At 44.6% G+C, this 26,630-nt stretch carries 20 protein-coding genes and 2 tRNA genes; 18 read left to right on the top strand and 4 right to left on the bottom strand.

The window, feature by feature from the left end; genetic code table 11:
• The first annotated feature begins 5 nt into the window (after positions 1-5).
• A complete protein-coding gene (locus tag M4S28_RS14470; protein WP_249632011.1) occupies positions 6-3,113 on the top strand; it encodes an efflux RND transporter permease subunit in 3,108 nt (1,035 codons plus the stop codon).
• A 96-nt stretch (positions 3,114-3,209) separates the two neighbouring features.
• Here the strand turns inward: M4S28_RS14470 and shyC are convergent, their stop codons facing one another.
• Positions 3,210-4,499, bottom strand: a complete 1,290-nt coding sequence (gene shyC / locus M4S28_RS14465; protein WP_017088382.1) for a peptidoglycan DD-endopeptidase ShyC — start codon at positions 4,497-4,499, stop codon at positions 3,210-3,212.
• Positions 4,500-4,628: 129 nt separating this feature from the next.
• Here shyC and tyrS point away from each other — a divergent pair, with 129 nt between their 5' ends.
• Together tyrS and M4S28_RS14455 are read left to right on the top strand one after the other, a co-directional pair.
• Positions 4,629-5,816: a tyrosine--tRNA ligase gene (tyrS, locus tag M4S28_RS14460; protein WP_004734518.1), complete on the top strand. Its 1,188-nt coding sequence runs from the start codon at positions 4,629-4,631 to the stop codon at positions 5,814-5,816.
• 376 nt (positions 5,817-6,192) lie between these two features.
• Positions 6,193-7,038, top strand: a complete 846-nt coding sequence (locus M4S28_RS14455) for a magnesium transporter (protein WP_249632010.1) — start codon at positions 6,193-6,195, stop codon at positions 7,036-7,038.
• Positions 7,039-7,165: 127 nt separating this feature from the next.
• Here M4S28_RS14455 and dacB read toward each other — a convergent pair whose 3' ends face one another.
• Positions 7,166-8,605 carry a serine-type D-Ala-D-Ala carboxypeptidase gene (dacB, locus tag M4S28_RS14450; RefSeq protein ID WP_249632009.1) on the bottom strand — a complete coding sequence of 480 codons (1,440 nt, stop codon included), beginning with the start codon at positions 8,603-8,605 and terminating at the stop codon, positions 7,166-7,168.
• Positions 8,606-8,716: 111 nt separating this feature from the next.
• Entirely contained in the window at positions 8,717-9,754 is a 1,038-nt protein-coding gene (locus M4S28_RS14445; protein WP_017079992.1) for a porin, read from the bottom strand.
• A gap of 513 nt (positions 9,755-10,267) precedes the next feature.
• Between M4S28_RS14445 and greA the strand changes: the two genes are divergently transcribed.
• On the top strand, positions 10,268-10,741 hold the full coding sequence (greA, locus tag M4S28_RS14440; protein WP_017079993.1) for a transcription elongation factor GreA: 474 nt from the start codon (positions 10,268-10,270) through the stop codon (positions 10,739-10,741).
• Between the two features lie 125 nt (positions 10,742-10,866).
• Here greA and yhbY read toward each other — a convergent pair whose 3' ends face one another.
• Positions 10,867-11,163, bottom strand: a complete 297-nt coding sequence (gene yhbY, locus M4S28_RS14435) for a ribosome assembly RNA-binding protein YhbY (RefSeq protein WP_004734509.1) — start codon at positions 11,161-11,163, stop codon at positions 10,867-10,869.
• Between the two features lie 114 nt (positions 11,164-11,277).
• On the opposite strand from yhbY, the gene rlmE reads away from it, so the two are divergent.
• From rlmE to pnp, 14 genes are all read left to right on the top strand, one after another.
• A complete protein-coding gene (rlmE, locus tag M4S28_RS14430; RefSeq protein ID WP_017079994.1) occupies positions 11,278-11,907 on the top strand; it encodes a 23S rRNA (uridine(2552)-2'-O)-methyltransferase RlmE in 630 nt (209 codons plus the stop codon).
• Between the two features lie 107 nt (positions 11,908-12,014).
• Positions 12,015-13,991, top strand: coding sequence for an ATP-dependent zinc metalloprotease FtsH (ftsH, locus tag M4S28_RS14425; protein WP_029224632.1), 1,977 nt, complete (start codon positions 12,015-12,017; stop codon positions 13,989-13,991).
• A gap of 90 nt (positions 13,992-14,081) precedes the next feature.
• Positions 14,082-14,912: a dihydropteroate synthase gene (gene folP / locus M4S28_RS14420; protein WP_017084247.1), complete on the top strand. Its 831-nt coding sequence runs from the start codon at positions 14,082-14,084 to the stop codon at positions 14,910-14,912.
• 21 nt (positions 14,913-14,933) lie between these two features.
• Positions 14,934-16,274, top strand: coding sequence for a phosphoglucosamine mutase (gene glmM / locus M4S28_RS14415; protein ID WP_017087432.1), 1,341 nt, complete (start codon positions 14,934-14,936; stop codon positions 16,272-16,274).
• Between the two features lie 294 nt (positions 16,275-16,568).
• Entirely contained in the window at positions 16,569-16,901 is a 333-nt protein-coding gene (secG, locus tag M4S28_RS14410) for a preprotein translocase subunit SecG (protein ID WP_004734504.1), read from the top strand.
• 16 nt (positions 16,902-16,917) lie between these two features.
• Positions 16,918-17,002: transfer RNA gene (locus tag M4S28_RS14405), tRNA-Leu, on the top strand.
• A 53-nt stretch (positions 17,003-17,055) separates the two neighbouring features.
• Positions 17,056-17,132, top strand: a tRNA-Met gene (locus M4S28_RS14400).
• A gap of 237 nt (positions 17,133-17,369) precedes the next feature.
• Positions 17,370-17,825 carry a ribosome maturation factor RimP gene (gene rimP / locus M4S28_RS14395; protein WP_004734501.1) on the top strand — a complete coding sequence of 152 codons (456 nt, stop codon included), beginning with the start codon at positions 17,370-17,372 and terminating at the stop codon, positions 17,823-17,825.
• Between the two features lie 35 nt (positions 17,826-17,860).
• Positions 17,861-19,348 carry a transcription termination factor NusA gene (nusA, locus tag M4S28_RS14390; RefSeq protein ID WP_004734499.1) on the top strand — a complete coding sequence of 496 codons (1,488 nt, stop codon included), beginning with the start codon at positions 17,861-17,863 and terminating at the stop codon, positions 19,346-19,348.
• Between the two features lie 22 nt (positions 19,349-19,370).
• Complete coding sequence (gene infB / locus M4S28_RS14385) at positions 19,371-22,061, top strand: translation initiation factor IF-2 (protein ID WP_004734497.1); 2,691 nt, start codon at positions 19,371-19,373, stop codon at positions 22,059-22,061.
• A 134-nt stretch (positions 22,062-22,195) separates the two neighbouring features.
• Positions 22,196-22,609 (top strand): 30S ribosome-binding factor RbfA, encoded by a 414-nt coding sequence (rbfA, locus tag M4S28_RS14380; protein WP_004734495.1) that lies wholly within the window; start codon positions 22,196-22,198, stop codon positions 22,607-22,609.
• Positions 22,609-23,562, top strand: a complete 954-nt coding sequence (truB, locus tag M4S28_RS14375; RefSeq protein ID WP_004734494.1) for a tRNA pseudouridine(55) synthase TruB — start codon at positions 22,609-22,611, stop codon at positions 23,560-23,562. The genes rbfA and truB overlap by 1 nt, the downstream gene beginning before the upstream one ends.
• A 218-nt stretch (positions 23,563-23,780) precedes the next feature.
• A complete protein-coding gene (rpsO, locus tag M4S28_RS14370; RefSeq protein ID WP_004734493.1) occupies positions 23,781-24,050 on the top strand; it encodes a 30S ribosomal protein S15 in 270 nt (89 codons plus the stop codon).
• Between the two features lie 379 nt (positions 24,051-24,429).
• A complete protein-coding gene (pnp, locus tag M4S28_RS14365) occupies positions 24,430-26,550 on the top strand; it encodes a polyribonucleotide nucleotidyltransferase (protein WP_249632008.1) in 2,121 nt (706 codons plus the stop codon).
• Positions 26,551-26,630: the final 80 nt, after the last annotated feature.

Raw genomic sequence — 26,630 nt, 5'->3', positions numbered from 1 at the left:
AGCCGATGTATTCAATTATTGATGCAGCCTTGTCTCGTGCTCGAACAATGCTCTCCCTTTTGGCGCTCATCTTAGTCGCAGGTGTGATTACCTATATCACGATACCCAAAGAATCGAGCCCAGATATCACCATTCCAATTATCTACGTTTCAGTCGGGCATCAAGGGATCTCGCCAACGGATTCAGAACGTTTATTGGTTCGACCTATTGAGCAAGAGCTTAGGTCAATCGAAGGCGTAAAAGAGATGACAGCAACCGCAGCAGAAGGGCACGCCTCTGTGGTGTTAGAGTTTAATGTTGGCGTCGATCTTACTAAAGCGATGGCTGATGTTCGTGACGCGGTTGATCTAGCTAAGCCCAAATTGCCAGAAGATAGCGATGAGCCGACTGTAAATGAAGTTACCCTCGCTTCTGAGCAGCCTGTGTTGTCAGTGGTTCTGTTTGGTACCGTGCCTGAGCGCACCATCGTACAAATCGCTCGAGAGCTCGGAGATAAACTCGAAAGCTATCGCCAAATTCTAGAGGTCGATATTGCAGGCGATCGCGATGACATAGTAGAAATCATCGTTGATCCATTATTGATGGAGAGTTACAGCCTAGATCAAGCGGACATCTATAATCTGATTGCTCTGAATAACCGAGTGGTGGCGGCCGGTTTTGTTGATACGGGTTACGGACGTTTCTCGGTCAAAGTCCCTTCTGTGTTTAACTCCTTAAAAGACGTACTTGAGTTGCCAATCAAAGTGGATGGTAAACAGGTAGTAACCTTTGGCGATGTGGCTACGGTTCGCCGAGCGTTTCGAGATCCTGAAAGCTTTGCCCGTTTAGATGGCAAATCCGCGGTTGTCTTGGATATCAAGAAACGTGCGGGTGAAAACATCATTGAAACCGTTGAGCTAGTCAAAGCGGTAATGGCTGGTGCTCAGCAGCAAGCCGAGTGGCCAAATAACCTATTGGTCAAATACACTTGGGATGAATCTAAAGATGTGAAGATCATGCTCAACGATCTTCAAAACAATATCTTATCCGCCATCATTTTAGTGGTGATCGTGATCATCGCCATTCTTGGTGTTCGAACCGCGCTATTGGTCGGAATTTCAATTCCTGGATCATTCCTCACGGGATTATTGGTGTTGTCTGTGTTTGGTCTAACCGTCAACATCGTGGTGCTGTTCTCGTTGATCATGGCGGTTGGTATGTTGGTCGATGGCGCAATTGTGGTGACCGAGTTTGCAGACAGGCGAATGCAAGAGGGGGAAGGGCGTAAAGCCGCTTACCGAGATGCAGCGAAACGGATGGCATGGCCGATAACAGCGTCTACTGCGACAACGTTGGCGGCATTTGCTCCGTTACTGTTTTGGCCGGATGTGACGGGCGAATTCATGAAGTTCTTGCCATTAACGTTGATTGCAACCTTAACCGCTTCATTGATTATGGCGTTGTTGTTTGTGCCTGTACTCGGTGGTTTGATTGGTAAACCTCAATATGTATCGCCCAAAAGCCAAGCTCGAATGGTGGCACTGCACAACGGTGATTTCTCACAGGCTACTGGTTTAACCAAGGCTTATTACCACACGTTGTCGATTGCGATTAAGCACCCCTTTAAGATTCTTTTCAGTGCGATATTACTTGCGGTTGCGGTTGGTTTTACGTATTCAAAAGCGGGTCTAGGTGCAGAATTCTTTCCAGAAGTTGATCCGCCATTCTTTAACGTCAAAGTTCGTTCTCATGGTGATCTTTCTATCCAAGAGAAAGATGTCATCATGCGTGATATTGAGTTGATGATGCTCAATCATGATGAGTTCGATACCGTTTATACGCGTACGGGTGGTGATGATCAGATTGGTTTGATCTCGATTACCCCTGTTGATTGGCAATACCGTCGCAGTGTTAAGGCGATCATTGAAGAATTAAAGGTGTACACCGATCAATACGCAGGGGTCGAGATTGAATATAAGTTTCCAGATGCAGGGCCTCCGGTTGAGAATGACTTAGTGATTGAGCTATCGGCAAGAACACCAGAGCAGCTGAATCAGGCTGCAAAAATTGTAAGAAACTGGGCGGATGGCAATCAGGCGCTGACCAATATAAGTGATACCGCGAGTAAAGATGGCATCGATTGGAAAGTGGATATTCGCAGAGATGATGCTGCGCGTTTTTCGGCTGATGCGACCTTGGTGGGTAATACGGTTCAATTCGTCACTAACGGGCTAAAGATTGGCGATTATCTCCCAGATGATTCTTCCGAAGAGGTCGATATCTTGGTGCGATACCCAAGCGATAAAAGAGATATTGGGCGCTTTGACCAACTAAGAGTCAAAACACCAACAGGCTTGGTGCCGATCACTAACTTTGCTCAGATTGTGCCAGACCATAAGCAGGACACGATAAAGCGTCTTGATGGTAAGCGTGTGGTGAACATTATGGCGGATATGGAAGAGGGTTATAACCTTGCACTCGAATTGCCAAAGATTGAGCAAGCGTTAAGTGAGTTAGGTTTACCAAGTAGTGTCGAGTTTCGTATTCGTGGTCAAAATGAAGAACAAGAAAACTCGTCAGCCTTCTTACAAAGTGCTTTCTTAGTTGCATTGGCGGTGATGGCTTTGATTTTGATTACTCAGTTCAATAGCTTCTATCAAGCGTTTTTGATTCTTAGTGCGGTGCTGTTCTCAACGGTTGGTGTGTTTGTTGGTTTGCTTATCTTCCAGCGTCCGTTTGGCATTGTGATGTCCGGTATTGGAGTGATAGCGTTGGCAGGAATTGTGGTAAACAACAATATTGTGCTGATTGATACCTATAACCAACTGATAAAACGCGGCTTGGACAAGCGAGATGCGATTCTCAGGACGGGTGTTCAGCGTTTAAGACCAGTAATGCTAACTACGGTTACCACCATTTTAGGCTTGATGCCGATGGTGTTAGAAATGAACATCGATCTGATTAATCAAAAGATAGAATTCGGCGCGCCGAGCACGCAATGGTGGTCGCAACTTGCTACAGCCATTGCGGGAGGTTTGGCCTTTGCTACAGTACTAACCTTGGTGCTGACGCCTTGTTTGCTGATGCTAGGGCGAGATAAGAAGCCCGATGTGCTCCCAAGTAACGACGCTTAAAGATAAGTCCTAGTTCGACGGAAATAAAAAGAGCGCCTTGGTGGGCGCTCTTTTCGTTGGTTTATATGGCTATTAGTCTAATTAGTCGCTAGTAACCTAATTAGTTGCTAGTAACTGGCCGTATCGCTCTAGGTTACTCAATCGAATTTCTGAGTTCGCAATAAATGTTGCTTTTGCTTTACCTGTTAACGACTTAGATTGTGGTAATTTCACGGTACGCGCATTTTTATGTACGCCATTAACCAAGAATTCATAATGTAAGTGCGGGCCAGTCACACGGCCTGTACCGCCCAAAGTACCAATGGTTTGGCCTTGTTTAACTCGTTGACCTGTTTTCACCATACGTCGCTTCATGTGCAGGTACTTGGTGATGTAGGTGTTGCTGTGGCGGATAAACACGTAGTTACCATTAAATTGGTTGTAACCAGACTTCTGAACAATACCGTCACCGGCTGCCCAGATAGGCGTGCCAACAGGAGCTGCGTAATCGGTGCCGCGGTGAGCTCGAACCTTACCGGTTACTGGGTGTCTCCTGGTAGGATTAAAGTTTGATGTTACGCGACGAAAATCAATTGGTGAGCGCAAGAACGCTTTCTTCATTGCTCGACCATTTTCATCGAAGTAGTTGCCGCTCTTATCATCCAATACCGCGGTAAATGAATCGCCTTGGTTTTTGAATACGGCTGCCATGATCTTACCGCGACCAACCACCTCACCTTCAACCACTTTCTCTTGGTATAAGATTTTGAAGCTGTCGTTCTTACGAATATCTAACGCAAAGTCGATATCCCAACCGAAGATACCGGCGAGTTCCATGATTTGGTTTGCGGTTAAACCTGCGCTAACGCCTGCATTCCAGAAGTTAGACGTGATGTTGGCTTCAGCGTAATTGTATTGGTAGGCAACTTCTTTTTTGTCGAAACTTGATGAGAAAGAATCGCCAGACTTAGTGATCTTGAAGCTTTCAAACGCACTAAGTTGTCGTTTTAACTGAATAAGGTCGTTGTTCTCATCGAAGCCGAACTGCAATACATCGCCAGGTCTTAGGTTAGACAGCTGCTTCTTAATATCGTTATTGGTATTGAGTAGCGTGATCAGCAAGCGGTATGAGAGGCCAATACGTTCAAATAAGACAGAGGTGCTTTCGCCAGAACGAACGGTGTATTTCTCCCAATTAAGCACAGCCGTCGGCGGTGCGTCACTCGAGCTAACAAGTGCAGATGCATTGATAGTCAGTGGGTAATGTTTCCCCACCACTAAAGCGCCCGTATCGTCACGTAAACTGCTGACATCGGGGAGTAAGAAAATCGCGACGAAAATTACGGCACTAAAAAATGCGATAAAAGCCCGGTGCAAAATAGGAAGGCGTGCAAAAATAGACAACATGTTCCGGTTCGTTCTGTAAATATTATGAAAATCGACGACGGAATAGTGTAACTGGTTTCAAAATACATCGCTATTCAAGTAAGATGTCTAATTATTATATTTTTGCCAAATCTGTGGGAGTGAACAAGAATGGCGAGTATTGAAGCTGCACTAGCCGAGATCAAACGTGGCGTAGAAGAACTGATTCCAGAAGACGAACTGATTGCTAAATTAAAAGAAGGTCGTCCTTTACGCATTAAGCTGGGTGCCGATCCAACCGCTCCAGATATCCACCTAGGCCATACGGTTATCTTTAACAAGCTTCGTGCTTTCCAAGAGCTTGGTCATGAAGTGACATTCCTTATTGGTGATTTCACTGCAATGGTTGGTGATCCATCAGGTAAGAACTCAACGCGTCCACCGCTAAGCCGTGAAGACGTATTGAAGAATGCTGAGACTTACAAAGAGCAAGTATTCAAGATTCTAGACCCTGCGAAAACGCAAATTCGTTTCAACTCTGAGTGGCTATCTGAGCTTGGTGCTGAAGGCATGATTCGTCTTGCTTCTAACCAAACTGTTGCTCGTATGCTTGAGCGTGATGACTTTAAAAAGCGTTACGCTGGTGGTCAACCGATCGCTATCCACGAATTCATGTACCCACTTCTACAAGGTCACGACTCTGTTGCATTAGAGAGCGACGTTGAGCTTGGCGGTACTGACCAGAAGTTTAACCTTCTAATGGGTCGTGAACTGCAAAAAGCAGCAGGTCAAAAACCACAAGCGGTACTGATGATGCCATTACTTGTAGGTCTAGACGGTGTTAAGAAGATGTCTAAGTCTGCGCACAACTACATCGGTATTAGCGAAGCACCAAGCGAGATGTTTGGTAAGATCATGTCTATCTCTGACGATCTAATGTGGAGCTACTACGAGCTGCTGTCTTTCCGTCCACTTGAAGAAGTTGCGGAACTGAAAGCTGGCGTTGAGGCGGGCAAAAACCCTCGTGACGTTAAAGTACTTCTAGCGAAAGAGATCATTGCTCGTTTCCACAGTGAAGCCGATGCTGAAGCCGCTGAGCAAGAGTTCGTTAACCGTTTTGCTAAGAACCAAGTTCCTGATGAAATGCCTGAATTTGAATTCGAAGCCGGCCTACCGATTGCGAACGTTCTAAAAGAAGCGGGTCTTGTAAACTCTACTTCTGATGCGATGCGTATGATCAAGCAAGGCGCTGCTAAGCTTGAAGGCGAGAAGATTGAAGACAGCAAGTTTGTACCTGAAGCAGGTACTGCAGTTTACCAAGTAGGTAAGCGTAAGTTTGCTCGTATTACTATTAAGTAATAACACACATCAATAATTGAACAAAAGGCATCCACGGATGCCTTTTTTATTGACACAAAGTTGACGAAGTTTTTGAACGTGCATTGCTACACTGTGCGCGCTGTCATATTGACAGTAATTCTGGAGATTTTTATGAACAATACCGACCATCCTCCTAGTTTGAATGGAGAAGAATAACCCGTCTCGGTATTGATCTATTGTCCTGCCGTTCAGGTAGGGTATCTTTGTTTTTCCCCCTCATTCTTTTCCACACACTAGATTCTAACAAGTAGACACACCAGTAGCTTTCAGTTCTTGGTGCGCATAAATCTATAAATCTATAAACTTATGCTATTTGTTTTGATGGTCGTTACCTTTGCCAATCGGGAGATTCGCCATGACGGTAATGAACAACACTTTTTTATCTATCGAAGCTTTGTACACAGAGCAAGACATCCAAGCTGTATCGAATGCATTTCAACAGTATGGGCGTGAGCAACAAATTAACCTTTTAAACCGAATGCCACTTGAAGATGCGGTGTTAGTACTTGGGCAATGCTCTCTCAGTATTATTCAGACTTTACTTAGTGAGCTAGAAGAGCAGGGCTTTGAGAAGCGCTCTCGACATCTAGCTCACCAACTAGGGCTGATCTACTCAGAGGTTGAGCCTCAACAAGGTTACCTTTCAACTGGAGTGCTTAGCCATGTTAGGCAGCGTATCGGTTGGATTATTGCCTTAGCGCTGCTGGGTATTGTTTCTGGGCTTATCATTGCTCAGTATGAAGACATTCTTAGCCAGCTAGTCCTTCTGGCGATTTATATGCCGGTAATTGCTGCTGCGGGTGGTAATACAGGCACACAAGCGGCGACTTTGGTCATTAGGGCCTTAGCCACCGGTGAATTGAAGAAGCGTCAATGGGCCAAGGTTCTTTGGAAAGAGTTTAGAGTCGCTATCTGTTTAGCTCTTGCGATTGCTGTGGTAATGATTGGTCGCATCTTATTATTTAGTGACAACCAGTCTACCGGCGGCTACGACATCAATATGATTGCTTACGCGATTGCTGTCGCTCTGTTTATTCAAGTGACGATATCCACCGTGTTAGGCGCTGGGTTACCGATTGTTGCAAGGCTATTCAAATTAGATCCTGCGGTGCTGGTGAGCCCAGTATTGGCTTCGATAGTCGATATTTCAGGGATGTGGATTTACTTCACGGTAGTGAATTCATTCCTCGGTATCGCTTAACGTCTTCAAATAAATACTTTGGAAACAAAAAGCATTTCCGAAGAAAAACATCGTAGAAAAAAATGGCGCTGAAGATTTAGGATCTTCAGCGCCATTTTTTGTTGTTTAATGAACAGCTTTTAGCAAATTAATCGATATTGGATTCGATGTTTGTCTGACTGAACTCGACCACATCTTTGTAGAAAGCACGTTCAAATTGGGTGATTGGTGCTTCTACAGGTTTGTCTGGATCTTGCTCTTCCGGGAAATAATCACGCACAAACTGCACAAACAAAGAGTTTGGATTGCCCGCTTTGTCTAAACCAAAACCTGCCATGTTGTAGCTACCGTACAAAGACCCACTTTTCGCAATAATATTACCTTGGATTGGTGCTTTCCTCATGCTTTGACGGTATTTAAGTGTCCCATCAGTGCCCGAAGTTGGCATTGCCCCAAGTAGGTTGAGCTGCTTGTCGTTATCCCAGATATAACGCAGAACCTGAGCCATGGTTTGCGATCTCATTCGGTTATTCCTCGATAGCCCTGAACCATCGACGAGCTGTGCTTTGCTCAGGTCGATGTTCGCTTTAGTCAGTAATATCTGCTTTATTGCTTCGGTGCCGTTATTGAAGCTGCCCGGTTGAACATAAAATGTCGCACCCAGTGTTTTGGTTAGGTTGTCTGCGATCAGGTTATCGGACTTCTTGAGCATGATATCGAGCAGTTCAGGAAGCTTTTCTGAATGGTGGCTCGCGACTAACTTGGTTTTATCTGCTTTCGCTTTTTTACCAATAATCACATCGCCATTAACTTGGATTTTCAGCTCTTTAAGAAGCGAGCCCACGACTTGGTAGGTATAAAGCTCTGGGTTTTGAATCGCGAACTTGAGCGGTAGTGGCTTCTTACGCTCTACTAAGCAACCAGAGAGCTTGTAAGCGTTGTCTGGAGTAGTAATGAGCTCTAAGTCGCATTGTGTGGCTTTCTGCCCTGAGCGAGTTACGGTGGCTGCGGTTGTTGTCACGTCTATCGGATAGTGAGCGGGAATATAGACACGAGTGCTGCCGTTATCTTTTGTATAAATAGAGGCTTGTGCGCAGTTGCTGTCTAAGGTCATCGCACTCGAAGGCGCGCTGTAACAAACCCCTAGAATGTCCCAAGGCCAACCCACCGCTCGCTGGTAGCCCGTAAAAGTCGAGTTATCTAGGTATAAGTTACCCTTGATGGTTCTGGGTTGAGATTTTGCGTATTGAGCCAAAAGGCTTTTAAGCTGTTCTCGTTGTAGGGTCGGGTCGCCACTAAATGAAATGATTGAGTCATTCCCAGAACGGGCAATGCTGGTCGTGTAGTGAAAGTCATCCCCTAACTCCAACTTAGCCGCTAAAGCTGTCACCAGCTTTAAAGTACTGGCGGGCGGGTAGAAGCCATCACTGTTGGAATTCATTTTGTTTGAATCGCCTCTCAGGGATTCCAAAATTACACTTGTGCTACTGCCATCAGGCAATTTATCTAGAGGGGGGTAAGCGAAAGCGTTAACTGAGAAAGCGCTAATGGAAAAACTACATACAAGTAGTGTGGATAGAAGGCGCATAGAAGATTTCTTGGATGGCTGATGTTTTCAGTATACAGATATAAAAAACGCCCGCTAGATAGCGGGCGTTTTGATTCTCAATTAACTAATTAATCAATTAGTTAATCAGAATTAGAAGTCGTAACGTAGACCTAGAGCTAGCTCGTCTTCAGCATCTGCTTTTGATGCAGGGCCGTTAAGAAGGCCAACTGAACCTAACTTGTCACCTTCAGAGATAAGGTTGAAGTTGTACGAGATGTACGTACGGAAGTTAGGCTTGAAGTAGTAAGTAGCATCGATAGCAACGTTGTCAGCTGAAGTTTCACCGTCAGTTTCTGCGTTGTTGTAAGTTAGAGTGAATGCAGTTTTATCTAGCGTGTACGCAGTTGCGAATTCGTAACCAGTGTAATCGCCGTTTTTGTCTGCTAATTCACCGTCAGTGAATGTACCAGCAAAGTATAGAGCTTCAGTGCGGAAAGATGCCGCTAGCATGTACTCGTTTTGCTCGTCTTGATCAGCGTAACCTGCACCTAGCTTAAAGCCAGAATCGCCGATTGCGTAGATACCAGATAGAGAGTAGCCGTCTGCGTCGTTGTCAACGAACTCACCAGCAGCGTTTTCTGAACGGTCAGCAAAACGGTAGCTTGCTTTAACGCCTAGGTCTTGGAATTGACCTTTGTATGAAACCATGTTGTCTGAACGGTCAGCTGCTGCAATTTTGTATGCCGCTGAGTTACCGTGGTAAGACATGATATCGGTAAAGTCAGTGATAACGCCTAGCGCACCGTCGTTTTTACCGTAAGTTACTTCACCGAATGTACCGCCGATACCAGCGTATGTGTAACGGTTAGTGATGTCGCCGTCGTTGTTATCAGTAGAGCCGCCGTTTTCAGCAGTTGTGAATTCGCCTTCGTAGAAACCAACACCGTATAGGCCGTCTTGGATTTCAACTTTACCTAGGAAGTTAAGACGTACACGTGTTTTGTCTTCAGCTTTGCCATCTTTTAGAGATAGACGAGCTTCCGCACGACCACCGATCTCTAGAGAAGTGCCATTTGAGCTGTATACAGAAGTGCCGTCGATACCACCAGCTTGTTTGCCGTCCGCTGCCACTGCGTTAGTAGCAAGAGCTGCAGCCGATACAGCAAGCGCGATCATAGTCTTGTTCATGTTATTAATTCCTAATTACTGTCCATAGAAGTTTTATCAAGGATTTGAACCCTTTTGTGTATTGCCTGTATTAATCAGGCTTCATAATCATGATTAGAACAGAAGTCTGAAAAATGCCAGTGCAATCCATGGGTTACTTTTTACCTCTAAAGTTCCATAGTCAGTTAGTAAAATGATATAAAACTAAAAAATGAACACTGTTTTATTATATCCCTTGTTGTTTAAGTGTATGTTTTAAGGTGCTTTTTATAAAAGTGTGATCTGTGTTTATTTTGTTTGTTTTTTGTTTTTTTAGGTATTTAACTCCCCGCTTATTGATGGGGGAGTTATTATTCATTTTTGTGATGTCTGTAATTTAGACCTAGATAAAGCTTTTATAACGCAAAGTGGAATAAAGGTGATTTAGCCATAAAGTTTGTTTACACTAAGCCAAATCGTTTTGTTTCTATCACCCAATAAATGCGTTGGGTGTATTTATGTTGGCCAAAGAAAGCTTTGGCATAGAGGTAAAAAATGGAAAAGGTTCCAATGACAGTACGTGGCGCTCAGAAGCTACGTGACGAATTAGATCGCCTACTTAAGCTACGTCCTATTATTTCAGCAGCTATAGGTGAAGCACGTGAACTCGGTGACTTGAAAGAGAACGCTGAATATCACGCCGCTCGTGAAGAGCAGGGTATTTGTGAAGCTCAAATTCGAGATATCGAATACAAGCTATCGCTAGCTCAGATCATCGACGTAACTCAAATGGATAACACAGGCAAGGTTATCTTTGGTACTACGGTTACTTTGATTGACGTAGATACTGATGAAGAGTTCCGTTACCAAATCGTTTCTGAAGATGAAGCTGAAATCAAAACTGGCCGCATTTCGGTGAAATCACCGATCGCTCGTGGCCTTATTGGTAAGATGGAAGGTGATGAAGTTATTATCTCTACACCTGGCGGCGATAAAGATTTCGAAATCGACAAAGTAGAATACATCTAATTGAATTTACTTTGGTTCTAATAAGTAAAAAGGTCGCTAATGCGACCTTTTTCGTTTCTCACGCTACACTAAAAGATAAGCACGGTGGCTTTCTTATTGTGGAGCTAGCTTGATGTCAAACTAGCTTATTTGCGTGGAATCTCGATTTTACGTGCTTCTGACTGACGGAACAGTACTAGAACTTTACCGATAGTCTGTACTTTCTCAGCTTTAGATTCACGTACAATTGCATCGATAATCAGTTGCTTAGTCTCACGGTCTTCTGATGCAACTTTAATCTTGATCAGTTCGTGGTGGTCTAGAGCCAATTCGATTTCCGCTAGAACAGCTTCAGTAAGTCCATTTGCGCCCATTAGCACGACAGGTTTTAAACTGTGAGCTAGGCCCTTTAGATGCTGCTTTTGTTTGGTACTTAGGTTCATTACGCGGCCAATTTTATTTAGTATTAGGGTTGAAAAAACCTATTTTAACGCCATCTAAAGCTGAAGACTATAATTTATTCAGCAATTAGTACTTTCCTCCAGTTTAGGTATCCAATGAGCAAACAGAAACACTCGGCCAGTTCAGGCCGTTGGTTGAAGGAACACTTCGACGACAAGTATGCAAATGAAGCAAGAAAAAGAGGCTATCGTTCGCGTGCTTATTTCAAAATGGAAGAGATTCAAACGAAAGATAAATTGCTGACTCCTGGGATGACCATTGTGGATTTGGGCGCAGCGCCTGGCGGTTGGTCTCAATATGCTGCTAAGATTATCGGAGACAACGGTCAAATCATTGCTTGTGACTTGCTACCTATGGATCCGATTGCTGGAGTGAGCTTTTTACAAGGCGATTTCCGCGAAGAAGCTGTGCTAGAAGCTTTATTGGAACGTATACAACCAAACATGGTTGATGTCGTGATGTCTGATATGGCACCTAATATAGCAGGCAACAATTCTGTGGATCAGCCAAGAGCTATGTATTTAGTTGAATTAGCTTTGGATATGTGTCGACAAGTTCTAGCTACCAATGGTAGTTTTGTTGTAAAAGTATTCCAAGGCGAAGGGTTTGACCAATATGTTAAGGACGTCCGTGAGATGTTTAAAACAGTTAAAGTGAGAAAACCCGACTCTTCTCGAGCTCGATCTCGTGAAGTGTTTATCGTAGCAACTGGTTACAAAGGTTAACGATTCTCTTCCAAGAGTGAGAGTTAACAACATGGCTACAGGTTACAAACTGTAGTACCCTACCTTTAATTACAATTAGTTATCGAGAGGCTTACACCTTGAGTGACATGGCAAAAAATTTAATTCTGTGGCTTGTTATCGCGGTAGTGTTGATGTCGGTATTCCAGAGCTTCGGCCCTGGGGAAAGTAACGGCAGAGCAGTAGATTACACCACATTTGTACAGGAAGTTGGCCAAGGCCAGATTCAAGATGCACAGTTCAATAACAGCGAGATCACTTTCACACGTCGTGGTGGTGGCTCTAAGTATGTAACTTACATGCCTGTTTATGATCAAAAGCTACTTGATGACTTAATTAATCAAAACGTAAAAGTTCAGGGTACACCACCTGAAGAGCAGAGCCTGCTTGGCACTATCTTTATCTCATGGTTCCCAATGATCTTACTGATTGGTGTGTGGATTTTCTTCATGCGTCAAATGCAAGGCGGCGGCGGCGGTAAAGGCGCGATGTCTTTTGGTAAGAGCAAAGCTCGAATGATGAGCGAAGAACAAATCAAAACGATGTTTGCTGATGTTGCTGGTTGTGACGAAGCAAAAGAAGACGTGAAAGAGCTTGTTGATTATCTTCGTGACCCAAGTCGTTTCCAAAAGCTGGGTGGTAAGATCCCGACAGGTATCCTGTTGGTCGGTCCTCCTGGTACTGGTAAGACATTGCTTGCAAAAGCAATTGCTGGTGAAGCGAAAGTACCGTTCTTTACTATCTCAGGTTCTGACTTCGTTGAAATGTTTGTTGGTGTCGGTGCATCTCGTGTGCGTGACATGTTCGAACAAGCGAAGAAAGCAGCGCCTTGTATTATCTTTATCGATGAAATCGATGCTGTTGGTCGTCAGCGTGGCGCTGGTGTTGGTGGTGGTCACGATGAGCGTGAACAAACACTAAACCAAATGCTGGTTGAGATGGATGGTTTCGAAGGTAACGAAGGTATTATCGTTATCGCTGCGACTAACCGTCCAGACGTACTTGACCCAGCATTGCTTCGTCCAGGCCGTTTTGACCGTCAAGTAGTGGTTGGTCTACCAGATGTACGCGGTCGTGAACAGATTCTTAAAGTACACATGCGTAAGGTTCCACTATCAGGCGATGTTGAACCATCTCTGATTGCTCGCGGTACACCCGGTTTCTCAGGTGCAGACCTTGCGAACCTTGTGAACGAAGCGGCTCTATTCGCTGCTCGCGGTAACAAACGCAATGTATCGATGGTTGAGTTTGAATTAGCGAAAGACAAAATCATGATGGGTGCTGAGCGCCGTTCGATGGTTCTGACTGAAGAAACGAAAGAATCGACGGCTTACCATGAAGCTGGTCATGCAATTGTTGGTCGTTTAGTGCCTGAGCACGATCCAGTGTACAAAGTATCTATCATCCCTCGTGGTCGAGCGCTTGGTGTTACTATGTATTTACCAGAACAAGATCGTGTAAGTATGAACCGTCAACACCTAGAATCGATGATTTCTAGCCTATACGGTGGTCGTCTTGCTGAGGAATTGATTTACGGTTCAGACAAGGTATCGACAGGTGCATCAAACGATATTGAGCGTGCCACTGATATTGCTCGTAAGATGGTGACTCAATGGGGCTTCTCTGAAAAACTAGGCCCTCTTCTTTATGCAGAAGAAGAAGGTGAAGTTTTCTTAGGCCGCGGAATGAGCAAAGCGAAACACGTCTCGGATGAAACCACTCGACTTATCGATGAAGAGATTCGTATCCTAATTGATCGTAATTACGCTCGAGCGAAACAAATACTCGAAGACAATATGGATTTAATGCACTCAATGAAAGATGCATTAATGAAGTATGAAACGATTGATGCGGGTCAAATTGATGATTTGATGGATCGTAAAACCGAGATCCGTGAGCCTGCTGGTTGGGGGGAGCAAGTAAAAGCAGAACCTGCAAAGGAAGAAGCCAAGCCTGAAGCTGAAGTTAAATCTGAAGAACAAGCTAAAGCCGAACCAGAAGCTGAAGAATCGAAAGTTGAAGAAGTTAAATCTGAATCAGATGATACTCGAAATAAAGATTCTTAATCGCTAAGCTATAAATTAAAACCCTGAGTACGCTCAGGGTTTTTCTGTTTATAGCTCAAGGTGTTTTTTACTCTTTAAGACCTGCCTTTCATGATATTAAAAGCAAACAATAAAACACTCGTTTTAGACCGCCCACATGTAATGGGTATCCTCAATGTCACCCCTGATTCTTTCTCTGATGGCGGAAGATTCAACTCATTAGACAATGCATTGCTGCAAGCTGAACGAATGATTCAAGCCGGCGTTAGCATTATTGATATTGGTGGTGAATCGACTCGCCCTGGAGCTCCGGATGTTTCCTTAGAGGAAGAGCTCGCTCGAGTTATACCTGCAATTAAAGCGATTCGTGCCAAGTTTGATGTTTGGATTTCTATTGATACCAGCAAAGCCGAAGTGATGCGCCAAGCTGTTGAAGCGGGTGCTGATTTGATCAATGATGTACGCGCTTTACAAGAACCAGGTGCCCTACAAGCGGCCGCTGAGGGTAATGTTCCTGTTTGCTTGATGCACATGAAAGGCCAACCAAGAACCATGCAAGCTAGCCCAGTTTACGACGATGTTCTAATGGATGTTGAAGCATTCCTACAAGAAAGAGTGGAAGCTTGTGAGGCTGTAGGCATCTCAAAAAACCAGCTGATTCTGGACCCTGGTTTTGGTTTTGGTAAAACCATTGAACACAATTACCACCTATTAGCGCACCTTGAAAAATTTCATACGCTTGGGTTGCCAGTTTTAGCTGGGATGTCGAGAAAATCGATGATCTTTAAGCTACTGGACAAGGCCCCAGCAGATTGCATGGTAGCCAGTGTCACTTGCGCGACTATCGCTGCAATGAAAGGCGCACAAATTATTCGCGTTCACGATGTTGAAGATACATTGGAAGCGATGAAGATAATCGAAGTGATGAATAACAATCACTAATAATAATTAAGGAAAATCAATATGTCTGATAAAAGACGTTACTTCGGCACAGATGGTGTACGTGGCAAAGTTGGCCAATACCCGATTACACCTGATTTTGTTCTGAAGCTTGGCTGGGCTGCAGGTCGTGTTCTTGCGAAGCAGGGCACCAAGAAAGTGATCATTGGTAAAGATACTCGTATCTCTGGCTATATGCTTGAGTCTGCGTTAGAAGCTGGCCTTGCTGCTGCGGGTCTTCAGGCTACGTTTACTGGCCCAATGCCAACACCTGCTGTTGCTTACTTAACACAAACTTTCCGTGCTGAAGCTGGTATCGTTATCTCTGCATCGCATAACCCTTTCTATGACAACGGCATTAAGTTCTTCTCGTCTGAAGGCACTAAATTGTCGGATGACATTGAGTTGGCTATCGAAGCTGAATTAGATAAAGATATCGAGTGCGTGGAATCTTCTGCATTGGGTAAAGCTGTACGTTTAAATGATGCAGCTGGCCGTTATATTGAATTTTGTAAAAGTACATTCCCACACAAAATGACGTTAGCGGGCATGAAAATTGTGGTGGATTGCGCACATGGTGCGACTTACCACATTGCGCCAGCGGTATTTAAAGAGTTGGGCGCTGAAGTGATTGCAATGGGTGTTGAGCCAAATGGTACTAACATCAACCACGAAGTGGGTGCGACCGATGTGCGTGCTCTGCAAGCTAAAGTACTTGAAGAAAAAGCAGCGTTAGGCCTAGGCTTTGATGGTGACGGTGACCGTATCATCATGGTTGACGAGCTAGGCAACAAAGTTGATGGTGACCAAATTGCTTACATCATTGCTCGTGATGCACTGCGTCGCGGTGAGTTGAAAGGTGGCGTTGTTGGTACGCTAATGACGAACCTTGGTATGGAAAATGGCCTTAAGCAGTTAGGTATTCCGTTTGTTCGTGCTGCTGTTGGTGACCGTTACGTCATGGAGCAACTTCTTGCTAAAGGCTGGAAGATCGGTGCAGAAAATTCGGGTCACGTTATCCTATTAGATAAAGTGACGACAGGTGATGCTATCGTTGCTGCCTTGCAAGTATTGGCTTCAGTTGTTGATAGCGAAATGACACTGAATGAGCTGTCTCAGGGCATGACGTTATACCCTCAAGTTCTAGAAAACGTTCGTTTCAGCGGAGATTCAAACCCACTAGAAGCCGAAGCGGTAAAAGCAGCGGTTGTAGAAGTAGAAGCAGAGCTTGGCGAGAAAGGTCGTGTGCTATTACGCAAGTCTGGTACCGAGCCACTACTGCGTGTCATGGTTGAAGGCGAAGATGCTGAGCTTGTTCAATCTTCAGCGCTTAAGATCGCTGATGCAGTAAAAGCAAACTGTTAATTTAACCTTTTACTTAACCGGCGAAACGAATAGCGCCTGTGATTAGAAGTGATTGAGTTATATCAAGGTCAAAAGATATAACGGTCAAAAGAGACGTAAATGAGTTTTGTGTCGCTTTTGACCTTTTTTTAACCATTCGCTTGGTAAAGGCTTATTTTTTAGCAAATTCCCCTTGTCAGCCATCGTCGCATTCGCTAGTATTGCTCGGCCTTCAGTTAGGAGGTCGCTAGCCTTGTTCTCAAAAATAGTTTTTTGAACGGCGCTGGCTCAACAATTAGGAACATAGGTGGAAAAATGTTTACAGTTCTACTTGTGATTTACCTGTTGGCAGCGCTTGGTGTAATTGGCCTAGTGTTGATTCAACAAGGTAAAGGCGCAGATATGGGAGCCTCTTTCGGTGCTGGCGCTTCAAACACTGTGTTTGGTGCTGGTGGCTCAGGAAATTTCCTTACCCGAATGACTGCAGTTTTTGCAACTACATTTTTTATCCTTAGCTTAGTGCTTGGTAATATGTCTACACATAAAACTGAGTCACAATGGATTGACCCGACTCAAGGTCAGGTAATTCAGCAAGCTGAAGATGCAGTGAGTGAAGTTCCGACGCAAGGCGACGAAATTCCACAATAAGCTGCAAAGATTTGATGCCGAGATGGTGAAATTGGTAGACACGCTAGCATGAGGTGCTAGTGCCTTAGGGTGTGAGGGTTCGAGTCCCTCTCTCGGCACCATGTTTACAAACTTGTAAAACATCTTGTTGGGCGTATAATGCTCACAAGTCGGACGCGGGATGGAGCAGTTTGGTAGCTCGTCGGGCTCATAACCCGAAGGTCGTCGGTTCAAATCCGGCTCCCGCAACCAATTTCAATGCTATTATATAGCTTGTATTGGTAGCAAGTTTGCACAGTGTGAACCTCACTGTGAGTTAAGTGTGATATCGAATGTGATGACACTTAACATATAAGGGTCCAGCAACAAAAACCCCGGCTTATACGGGGTTTTTTGTTATCTAAGCATTTGTAAATGCCTTTAGATGATAATGTTTGCTTGGAATTTAAATTGGGCTTTGAGCCCTTTTTTTGTTTCTGGAGTGGTTAAATGACTGGTTTAGAGAGACAACTTACTGAAATGCTTGACGCTCCAGTAGCAGCATCAGGTTATGAGTTAGTTGGATTAGAATTTATTCGTGCTGGTGAGCACTCAACGCTACGTATTTACATCGATTCACCAAATGGTATCAATGTAGATGATTGCTCTGAGGTTAGTCACCAAGTAAGTGCCGTAATGGACGTTGAAGATCCAATTTCAGTGGCTTATAACCTTGAAGTGTCTTCACCAGGTTTAGAGAGACCACTGTTCAAAGCAGAGCATTACCAACAATTTATTGGTCACGAGGTAAGCATCGTTTTGAAAATGGCTGTCGGCAACCGTCGTAAATGGAAAGGTGATATCCAATCTATCGAAGGCGAGACAGTGAAAGTATTGGTTGAAGGACAAGAAGAAGAATTCGTCCTGAGCAATATTGCGAAAGCTAACCTGATCCCTAAATTTTAGTTCTCCTAGAGAGAAGAGCTTAAGAGGCTAGATTAATGAACAAAGAAATTTTGGCGGTAGTAGAAGCTGTTTCAAATGAGAAAGCAGTTCCTCGTGAGCGTATTTTTGAAGCGCTTGAAATCGCGCTTGCAACGGCAACAAAAAAGAAAAGCGAATTAGAAATTGAAGTTCGTGTAGAAATTGACCGTAAAACGGGTAATTTCGAAACTTTCCGCCGTTGGGAAGCTGTTGAGGAAGTTGAATTCCCAACAAAAGAAATCTCTATTGAAGCTGCAAAGTACGATGATCCAGAGATCGAACTTGGCGGTTTCATTGAAGATGATATCGAATCAGTAACGTTTGACCGTATTACGACTCAAACGGCTAAGCAAGTTATCGTACAGAAAGTACGTGAAGCAGAACGTGCTCAAATCGTTGAACAGTTTATTGACAACGAAGGCGAGCTCGTAACTGGCGCAGTTAAGAAAGTTAACCGTGACACAGTTATTCTAGACCTCGGTAACAACGCTGAAGCGGTAATCCTTCGTGACGACCAACTTCCTCGTGAAAACTTCCGTCCAGGTGACCGTGTTCGTGGTCTTCTTTACGCAGTTAAACCAGAAGCTCGTGGTTTCCAGCTTTTCGTTACTCGTTCGAAGCCAGAAATGCTAGCTGAACTATTCCGCGTTGAAGTGCCTGAGATTGGTGAAGAGCTAATTGAACTTAAAGGTGCTGCACGTGACGCTGGTTCTCGTGCTAAAATCGCCGTGAAAACAAACGACAAACGTATTGACCCTGTTGGTGCGTGTGTTGGTATGCGTGGTGCACGTGTACAAGCTGTTTCTAATGATCTTGGCGGTGAGCGTATCGATATCGTTCTTTGGGACGATAACCCAGCTCAGTTCGTTATTAACGCAATGGCGCCTGCTGATGTTGCTTCAATCATCGTTGATGAAGATGCACACTCTATGGATATCGCTGTTGAAGCCGATAACCTGGCACAAGCGATTGGCCGTAGCGGTCAAAACGTACGTCTAGCTTCTCAACTAACGGGTTGGGAACTGAATGTAATGACTGTTGCTGATCTAGAGAAGAAGCACCAAGAAGAAGCCGTTGCTTCTATTGAAAACTTCATGAAGCACCTAGACATTGAAGAAGACTTTGCTCAAATGCTTGTTGAAGAAGGCTTCTCTACACTTGAAGAAGTGGCATACGTTCCTGTGAACGAGCTTCTTGAAGTAGACGGTCTAGACGAAGGTATCGTTGAAGAACTACGTAACCGCGCGAAAGACGCACTGACTACTCTAGCGCTAGCGAAAGAAGAGACTTTCGACGGTGTTGAGCCTGCTGAAGACTTACTTGCACTTGAAGGTCTTGAGCGTGAAATGGCTTACAAGCTAGCAGCAAAAGGCGTTGCGACATTGGAAGACCTAGCTGACCAAGGCGTTGATGAACTAGAAGGCATCGAAGACCTAACTGCAGAGCGAGCAGGCGAGCTGATTATGGCTGCGCGTAACATCTGTTGGTTCGGCGACGAAGAATAATTCAGCAAGGAGAGAAAGCGGTATGACACAATTAACAGTTAAAGCACTGAGTGAAGAGATTGGTACGCCAGTTGACCGCTTAATTGAACAACTTGCTGATGCAGGAATGAAGAAAGCAGGGTCGGATCAAGTGACTGATTCAGAGAAGCAAACATTGCTAACGCACCTTAAAAAGGAGCATGGCGATACTTCAGGCGAAACAGAACCGACTCGTTTAACTCTTCAACGCAAGACCCGCAGCACGCTAAGTGTTGCCGCTGGAGGCGGTAAGAGTAAGGATGTTCAAGTAGAGGTACGTAAAAAGCGTACTTACGTGAAGCGCAGCACTATTGAAGATGAAGCGAAACGTGAAGCTGAGGAAGTAGCTAATCGTGAAGTGGAAGAGAAAGCACAACGCGATGCTGAAGAGCAAGCGAAACGTGATGCTGCAGAGAAAGCACAGCGCGAAGCCGAAGAAAAAGTAACACGTGAAGCGGATGCAAAACGTGATTCTGAAGAGAAGGCTCAACGCGCACAAGCTGAAAAGGCTAAAAAAGACATGAATTCAAAAAATGCAGACGCTAACGCACAAGCGAAAAAAGAAGCGGATGAACTTAAAACTCGTCAAGAGCAAGAAGCAACTCGTAAAGCCGAAGCTGAAGCAGCTAAGCTTGTTGAAGAAGCTCGTAAGTTAGCAGAAGAGAACCAAGAACGTTGGTCTGAAGAAGAGAAGAAGAAGAAAGAGCAAGAGAAATCTGCGGATTACCATGTGACTACTTCTACTTATGCTCGTGAAGCAGAAGATGCGGCTGATAAAAAAGATGAGAAAGCTCCTCGTCGTCGCAAGAAGAAACCTGCTCCAGCAGCTCAACCTGGCAACAACCGTGGTGGTCGTAACCAACGTGGTCGTGGCGGTAAAGGTAAGCTTGCTAAACCAACTTCAATGCAGCAAGGCTTCGATAAGTCAGCAACTGTTGCTAAATCTGATGTTGCTATTGGCGAAACTATCGTTGTTTCTGAACTGGCTAGCAAAATGTCAGTTAAAGCAACTGAAGTTATCAAAGTAATGATGAAGATGGGCGCTATGGCGACTATCAACCAAGTGATCGACCAAGAAACAGCACAACTTGTTGCTGAAGAAATGGGTCACAAGGTTATCCTACGTAAAGAAAACGAACTAGAAGAAGCAGTGCTAGCTGACCGTGATAGCGATGCTGTCGCAGAAGGTCGTGCTCCTGTTGTTACTATCATGGGTCACGTTGACCACGGTAAAACTTCTACACTTGATTACATTCGTAAAGCACACGTTGCGTCTGGCGAAGCTGGCGGTATCACACAGCACATTGGTGCTTACCACGTAGATACTGACAACGGCATGATCACGTTCCTTGATACTCCTGGACACGCGGCGTTTACAGCTATGCGTGCTCGTGGTGCTCAAGCGACAGATATCGTTGTACTTGTTGTTGCCGCTGATGATGGCGTAATGCCACAAACAATCGAAGCTATCCAGCACGCGAAAGCGGCAGGTGTTCCTCTGATTGTTGCTGTGAACAAGATCGACAAAGAGGGTGCAAACCCAGACAACGTTAAGAATGAGCTAGCTCAATACGACGTTATCCCTGAAGAATGGGGCGGTGAGAACATCTTCGTTCACATCTCTGCAAAACAGGGTACAAACATCGATGGTCTTCTAGAAGCTATCCTTCTTCAGTCTGAAGTTCTTGAGCTTACAGCGGTTAAAGAAGGCATGGCATCTGGTGTTGTTGTTGAATCTCGTCTTGATAAAGGTCGCGGTCCAGTTGCAACAGTACTAGTACAGTCTGGTACTCTTAACAAAGGCGATATCGTTCTTTGTGGTCAAGAGTACGGCCGTGTTCGTGCAATGCGCGATGAAAACGGTAAAGACATCGAAACTGCAGGTCCATCTATCCCTGTAGAAATTCTAGGTCTTTCTGGCGTTCCTGCTTCAGGTGATGAAGCAACGGTTGTACGTGATGAGCGTAAAGCGCGTGAAGTTGCGAACTACCGTCAAGGTAAATTCCGTGATGTTAAACTAGCTCGCCAACAAAAAGCGAAACTAGAGAACATGTTCGCGAACATGACTGCTGGTGAAGTTGCTGAACTTAACGTTGTACTTAAAGCTGACGTTCAAGGCTCTGTAGAAGCAATTGCTGACTCTCTACTGAAACTGTCAACTGACGAAGTTAAAGTGAACATCGTAGGTTCTGGTGTTGGTGGTATTACGGAAACTGATGCAACGCTTGCAGCTGCTTCTAACGCTATCATCCTTGGTTTCAACGTTCGTGCTGACGCAACTGCGCGTGGTACTGTTCAGAATGAAAACCTAGATCTACGTTACTACTCAATCATTTACCAACTGATCGACGAAGTGAAACAGGCGATGGGCGGTATGCTTGCTCCTGAATTCCGTCAAGAGATCATTGGCCTTGCTCAAGTTCGTGACGTATTTAAGTCGCCTAAACTTGGTGCAATCGCTGGTTGTATCGTTACTGAAGGTACGATTAAGCGTAGCAGCCCAATCCGCGTACTTCGCGAAAACGTTGTTATCTACGAAGGTGAACTAGAGTCACTTCGTCGCTTTAAAGATGACGTTCAAGAAGTTAAAAATGGTTACGAGTGTGGTATCGGCGTTAAGAACTACAACGACGTTCGCGTTGGTGACCAGATCGAAGTATTCGAAATTGTTGAAGTTAAACGTACTCTAGACTAACCAGTCAGTACGACTCGACATATTGACTAAGGTTACTAACATTACCTGTAAAGGTAATAAGTAATCGGTTGTTGAATACACCATGGGGGGCTGGTAATTACCAAGCCCCCCATCTTTCTAAGTGAGAAAAGAAAATGTCAAAAGAATTTAGCCGCACACAACGTGTGTCTCAGCAGCTTCAAAAAGAGCTCGCACTTATCCTCCAACGTGAAGTTCGTGACTCACGCATTGGTATGGTAACTATTTCAGATGTAGAAGTGTCTCGTGACCTTGCATACGCAAAAGTGTTCGTGACTTTCCTATGTATCGGTGAGCAAACACCTGAATCATGTCTTGCTGCTCTTAAAGAGCATGAAGTGCCAGTTCGTATGGCTCTTGGCAAGCGTATTCGTCACCGTCTAACACCTGAAGTTCGTTTTACTTACGACAACACATTGGTAGAAGGCATGCGTATGTCTAACCTAGTAAGTGAAGTACTGAACGATGACAAGCGTAAGCAAGAAGAATCTGGCCGCACTGACGAAACTCAGTCTAAGGATGAAGAGTAATGGCTCGCCGTCGTAAAGGTCGCCCTATAAACGGGGTAATTCTGTTAGATAAGCCAACAGGCATTTCATCTAATGATGCACTGCAAAAAGTAAAGCGTATTTACTTTGCAGAGAAGGCAGGGCACACCGGTGCTTTGGATCCTCTTGCGACTGGCATGCTGCCAATTTGTCTTGGTGAAGCAACGAAGTTCTCTCAGTTTCTTCTAGATTCTGATAAGCGCTACGTTGTTGTCGCGAAGCTTGGTGAGCGTACCAACACCTCAGATTCTGATGGTGAAGTGGTTGAAACGCGTGAAATCAACGTGACTCAAGAGCAACTTGAACGCTGCATTGCAAGCTTCAAAGGTGAAACCGACCAGATTCCATCAATGTTCTCAGCATTGAAGTATCAAGGTAAGCCTTTGTATGAATACGCACGTGCAGGTATCGAGGTGCCTCGTGAGTCTCGCAAGATCACTGTGTATTCTATTGAGCTACTTCGCTTTGAAGGCGATGAAGTTGAGATGGAAGTGCATTGTTCTAAAGGGACTTACATCCGTACAATCACCGACGATCTTGGTGAAATGCTAGGTTGTGGTGCTCACGTGACAATGCTTCGTCGTACTGGTGTTGCAAAGTACCCGTATGAACGCATGGTTACCTTAGAACAGTTGAACGAAATTCTAGAGCAAGCACAAGCGCAAGAAATTGCACCTAAAGAGTTGCTTGATCCATTGCTAATGCCAATGGACACGGCTGTAGAAGATTTACCTGAAGTTAATTTGAATGCGGAACTGACTGACCTTGTTCAGCACGGTATGCCCGTTCAAGTCGCAGGCGCTCCTGCTGAAGGTACCGTTCGCATGACAAGTGGTGAAGAGAAGCTGTTTGTTGGCGTTGCTCAAATTGCTGAAGATGGCCGAGTTGCACCGAAGCGTTTGGTTGTTTTCAGAGATGAAGAGCCACAAGCGTAACGCTGAAACCTAGTTAGGTATTGGCGCTTAGCCTGGAAAAGCGAATCAATAATATAGAAAGCGAGCCCTTAATTTTAATGGTTCGCTTTTTTCGTTTTTCATGAGTTCGATTGTTATTGCACCAACTCGTAAACTTCCCTATAATCCTCGGCTCGCGTAGCGGCTGAATCAGAGATTGGCTGCTACAAATATAAACTTACTCTTATCAGGAGAGATTTATGTCTCTGAATGCAGAAACTAAAGCAGCAATCGTTGCAGAATACGCACAATCTGAAGGCGACACAGGTTCACCAGAAGTACAAGTAGCACTACTTACTGCTTCTATCAACCACCTACAAGGTCACTTCAAAGCGCACAAACACGATCACCACAGCCGTCGTGGTCTATTACGTATGGTTTCTAGCCGTCGTAAGCTTCTTGATTACTTGAAAGGCAAAAACCTTACTCGTTACCAAGATCTAATCAAGCGTCTAGGCCTACGTCGCTAATAGCGATGTCTGCAAAGACAGTTTGAAGAAAAGGAGCATTTATGCTCCTTTTTTTGTGCCTGTAAGAAAATGTTTGGCCGGATGCACAGAATATCATCTGGCTTTTTCTGATAGGAAATATCTCTCCTAATAAAAATAGTTTATACTACGCCCGCCTATGCGTTTTCAACGCTGGGCAATCAACCTCTCAAGACGTTACAGTCACAGATGTCGGCCAATAGGTCGCGACTATTCAAAGGCGGATTTGGTCTTAATTCGGCGTATGAACTCATACAAAGAAGCATCATTCCCAAGTCTCTTTTCACTAGTCGCGATTGGTAATATCTTGAGTCAATCTTCACTTAATCTAAAGTCATGACTTTAGAGCTAAGGATATACAATGTTTGAAAAACCAGTTGTAAAATCGTTCCAGTACGGTAACCACACCGTTACTCTAGAAACGGGCGTAATGGCACGTCAAGCTACTGCTGCTGTAATGGCGACTATGGACGATACATCAGTATTCGTTTCTGTTGTTGCTAAGAAAGAAGCTGTTGCAGGCCAAGATTTCTTCCCTCTAACAGTTAACTACCAAGAGCGTACATACGCTGCGGGTAAAATCCCTGGTGGTTTCTTCAAGCGTGAAGGTCGTCCTTCTGAAGGCGAAACGCTAACAGCTCGTCTGATTGACCGTCCAATTCGTCCACTTTTCCCAAGTGCGTTTAAAAACGAAGTTCAAGTTATCGCTACGGTTGTTTCTATCAACCCTGACGTAAACCCAGACATGATCACTATGATCGCAACGTCTGCTGCGCTTGCTATCTCTGGTGCTCCATTCAATGGTCCTATCGGTGCTGCACGTGTTGGTCACATCGACGGCGAACTTGTTCTTAACCCATCAAATACTGAGCTTGAAAACTCTAAACTAGACCTAGTTGTGTCTGGTACAGAAGGCGCAGTACTAATGGTTGAATCTGAAGCAGATAACCTATCTGAAGAAGAAATGCTTTCAGCTGTTGTTTACGGTCACGACCAACAACAAGTTGTAATCAAAGCAATCAACGAGTTTGCTGCTGAAGTTGCAACTCCATCTTGGAACTGGGAAGCGCCAGCAGTTAACACTGAGCTTAAAGCTAAAGTTGCTGAGCAAGCTGAAACACGTCTATCTGACGCGTACCAGATCACTGAGAAAATGGCGCGTTACGAGCAAGTTGGCGCAATCAAGAGCGACACTGTTGAAGCTCTAATTGCACAAGACGAAAACCTAGATGAGCGCGAAATCCGCGGCATGCTTGGTTCTCTAGAGAAAAACGTAGTACGTAGCCGCATCATTGCTGGCAACCCACGTATCGATGGCCGTGAAAAAGACATGGTTCGTGCGCTAGACGTACGTACTGGTGTTCTTCCACGTACACACGGTTCTTCTCTATTCACTCGTGGTGAAACTCAAGCACTTGTTACTGCAACGCTTGGTACACAACGTGATGCTCAAATCATCGACAGCCTAATGGGTGAGAAGAAAGATAACTTCCTTCTACACTACAACTTCCCTCCATACTGTGTAGGTGAAACTGGTTTCGTTGGTTCTCCTAAGCGTCGTGAAATTGGTCACGGTAAGCTTGCTAAACGTGGTATCCAAGCAGTAATGCCTTCTGTTGACGAATTCCCATACACAGTTCGTGTTGTATCGGAAATCACAGAATCTAACGGTTCTTCTTCAATGGCTTCTGTATGTGGTACATCTCTAGCACTTATGGATGCTGGTGTTCCAATCAAAGCTTCTGTTGCGGGTATCGCAATGGGTCTTGTTAAAGAAGGCGACGATTTCGTTGTTCTTTCTGACATCCTTGGCGACGAAGATCACCTAGGTGACATGGACTTTAAAGTAGCAGGTACTAACGCTGGTATCACTGCACTTCAAATGGACATCAAGATCGAAGGTATCACTAAAGAGATCATGCAAATTGCTCTTAACCAAGCGCAAGGTGCACGTAAGCACATCCTTTCTGTAATGGATGAAGCTATCTCTGGTGCTCGTGAAGATATCTCTGAATTCGCTCCACGTATCCACACAATGAAAATCAGCTCTGATAAGATCAAAGATGTTATCGGTAAAGGCGGCGCAGTTATCCGTGCTCTTTGTGAAGAAACAGGTACTACAATCGAAATCGAAGACGATGGCACAATCAAGATTGCTGCTACTGAAGGCGCAGCTGCTCAAGAAGCTATCCGTCGTATCGAAGAGATCACTGCTGAAGTTGAAGTTGGCCGCATTTACCAAGGTAAAGTTGCTCGTCTAGCTGACTTCGGTGCATTCGTTACTATCCTTCCAGGTAAAGATGGTCTAGTACACATCTCTCAAATCGCTGACAAGCGTGTTGAGAAAGTGTCTGACTACCTAACTGAAGGTCAAGAAGTTCCTGTTAAGGTTCTTGAAATTGACCGTCAAGGCCGTGTACGTCTGAGCATGAAAGAAGCAGTTGAAATGCCAGCTGAAGGCGAAGCACCTGCTGCTGAGTAATTCTTAGCCTATTAATGGGACTATCGCTTTTTAGTGATTTCTAACCCATTGGTAAAAAAGCATGTTATAAAGGGGAGCAT

Source organism: Vibrio sp. J383 (genome assembly GCF_023503985.1).
Lineage (GTDB): Bacteria > Pseudomonadota > Gammaproteobacteria > Enterobacterales > Vibrionaceae > Vibrio > Vibrio splendidus.
This window is presented reverse-complemented; position numbering and strand designations above follow the sequence as displayed.

What these genes read in the sequence shown, in the direction of transcription:
- folP (WP_017084247.1), top strand. Translation starts at nt 14,082, where the DNA reads ATGATATTAAAAGCAAACAATAAAACACTCGTTTTAGACCGCCCACAT.
- pnp (WP_249632008.1), top strand. Translation starts at nt 24,430, where the DNA reads ATGTTTGAAAAACCAGTTGTAAAATCGTTCCAGTACGGTAACCACACC.
- glmM (WP_017087432.1), top strand. Translation starts at nt 14,934, where the DNA reads ATGTCTGATAAAAGACGTTACTTCGGCACAGATGGTGTACGTGGCAAA.
- shyC (WP_017088382.1), bottom strand. Translation starts at nt 4,499, where the DNA reads ATGTTGTCTATTTTTGCACGCCTTCCTATTTTGCACCGGGCTTTTATC.
- ftsH (WP_029224632.1), top strand. Translation starts at nt 12,015, where the DNA reads ATGGCAAAAAATTTAATTCTGTGGCTTGTTATCGCGGTAGTGTTGATG.
- rbfA (WP_004734495.1), top strand. Translation starts at nt 22,196, where the DNA reads ATGTCAAAAGAATTTAGCCGCACACAACGTGTGTCTCAGCAGCTTCAA.
- rimP (WP_004734501.1), top strand. Translation starts at nt 17,370, where the DNA reads ATGACTGGTTTAGAGAGACAACTTACTGAAATGCTTGACGCTCCAGTA.
- greA (WP_017079993.1), top strand. Translation starts at nt 10,268, where the DNA reads ATGGAAAAGGTTCCAATGACAGTACGTGGCGCTCAGAAGCTACGTGAC.
- yhbY (WP_004734509.1), bottom strand. Translation starts at nt 11,163, where the DNA reads ATGAACCTAAGTACCAAACAAAAGCAGCATCTAAAGGGCCTAGCTCAC.
- infB (WP_004734497.1), top strand. Translation starts at nt 19,371, where the DNA reads ATGACACAATTAACAGTTAAAGCACTGAGTGAAGAGATTGGTACGCCA.
- nusA (WP_004734499.1), top strand. Translation starts at nt 17,861, where the DNA reads ATGAACAAAGAAATTTTGGCGGTAGTAGAAGCTGTTTCAAATGAGAAA.
- dacB (WP_249632009.1), bottom strand. Translation starts at nt 8,605, where the DNA reads ATGCGCCTTCTATCCACACTACTTGTATGTAGTTTTTCCATTAGCGCT.
- rpsO (WP_004734493.1), top strand. Translation starts at nt 23,781, where the DNA reads ATGTCTCTGAATGCAGAAACTAAAGCAGCAATCGTTGCAGAATACGCA.
- M4S28_RS14470 (WP_249632011.1), top strand. Translation starts at nt 6, where the DNA reads ATGTATTCAATTATTGATGCAGCCTTGTCTCGTGCTCGAACAATGCTC.
- M4S28_RS14445 (WP_017079992.1), bottom strand. Translation starts at nt 9,754, where the DNA reads ATGAACAAGACTATGATCGCGCTTGCTGTATCGGCTGCAGCTCTTGCT.
- truB (WP_004734494.1), top strand. Translation starts at nt 22,609, where the DNA reads ATGGCTCGCCGTCGTAAAGGTCGCCCTATAAACGGGGTAATTCTGTTA.
- tyrS (WP_004734518.1), top strand. Translation starts at nt 4,629, where the DNA reads ATGGCGAGTATTGAAGCTGCACTAGCCGAGATCAAACGTGGCGTAGAA.
- M4S28_RS14455 (WP_249632010.1), top strand. Translation starts at nt 6,193, where the DNA reads ATGACGGTAATGAACAACACTTTTTTATCTATCGAAGCTTTGTACACA.
- secG (WP_004734504.1), top strand. Translation starts at nt 16,569, where the DNA reads ATGTTTACAGTTCTACTTGTGATTTACCTGTTGGCAGCGCTTGGTGTA.
- rlmE (WP_017079994.1), top strand. Translation starts at nt 11,278, where the DNA reads ATGAGCAAACAGAAACACTCGGCCAGTTCAGGCCGTTGGTTGAAGGAA.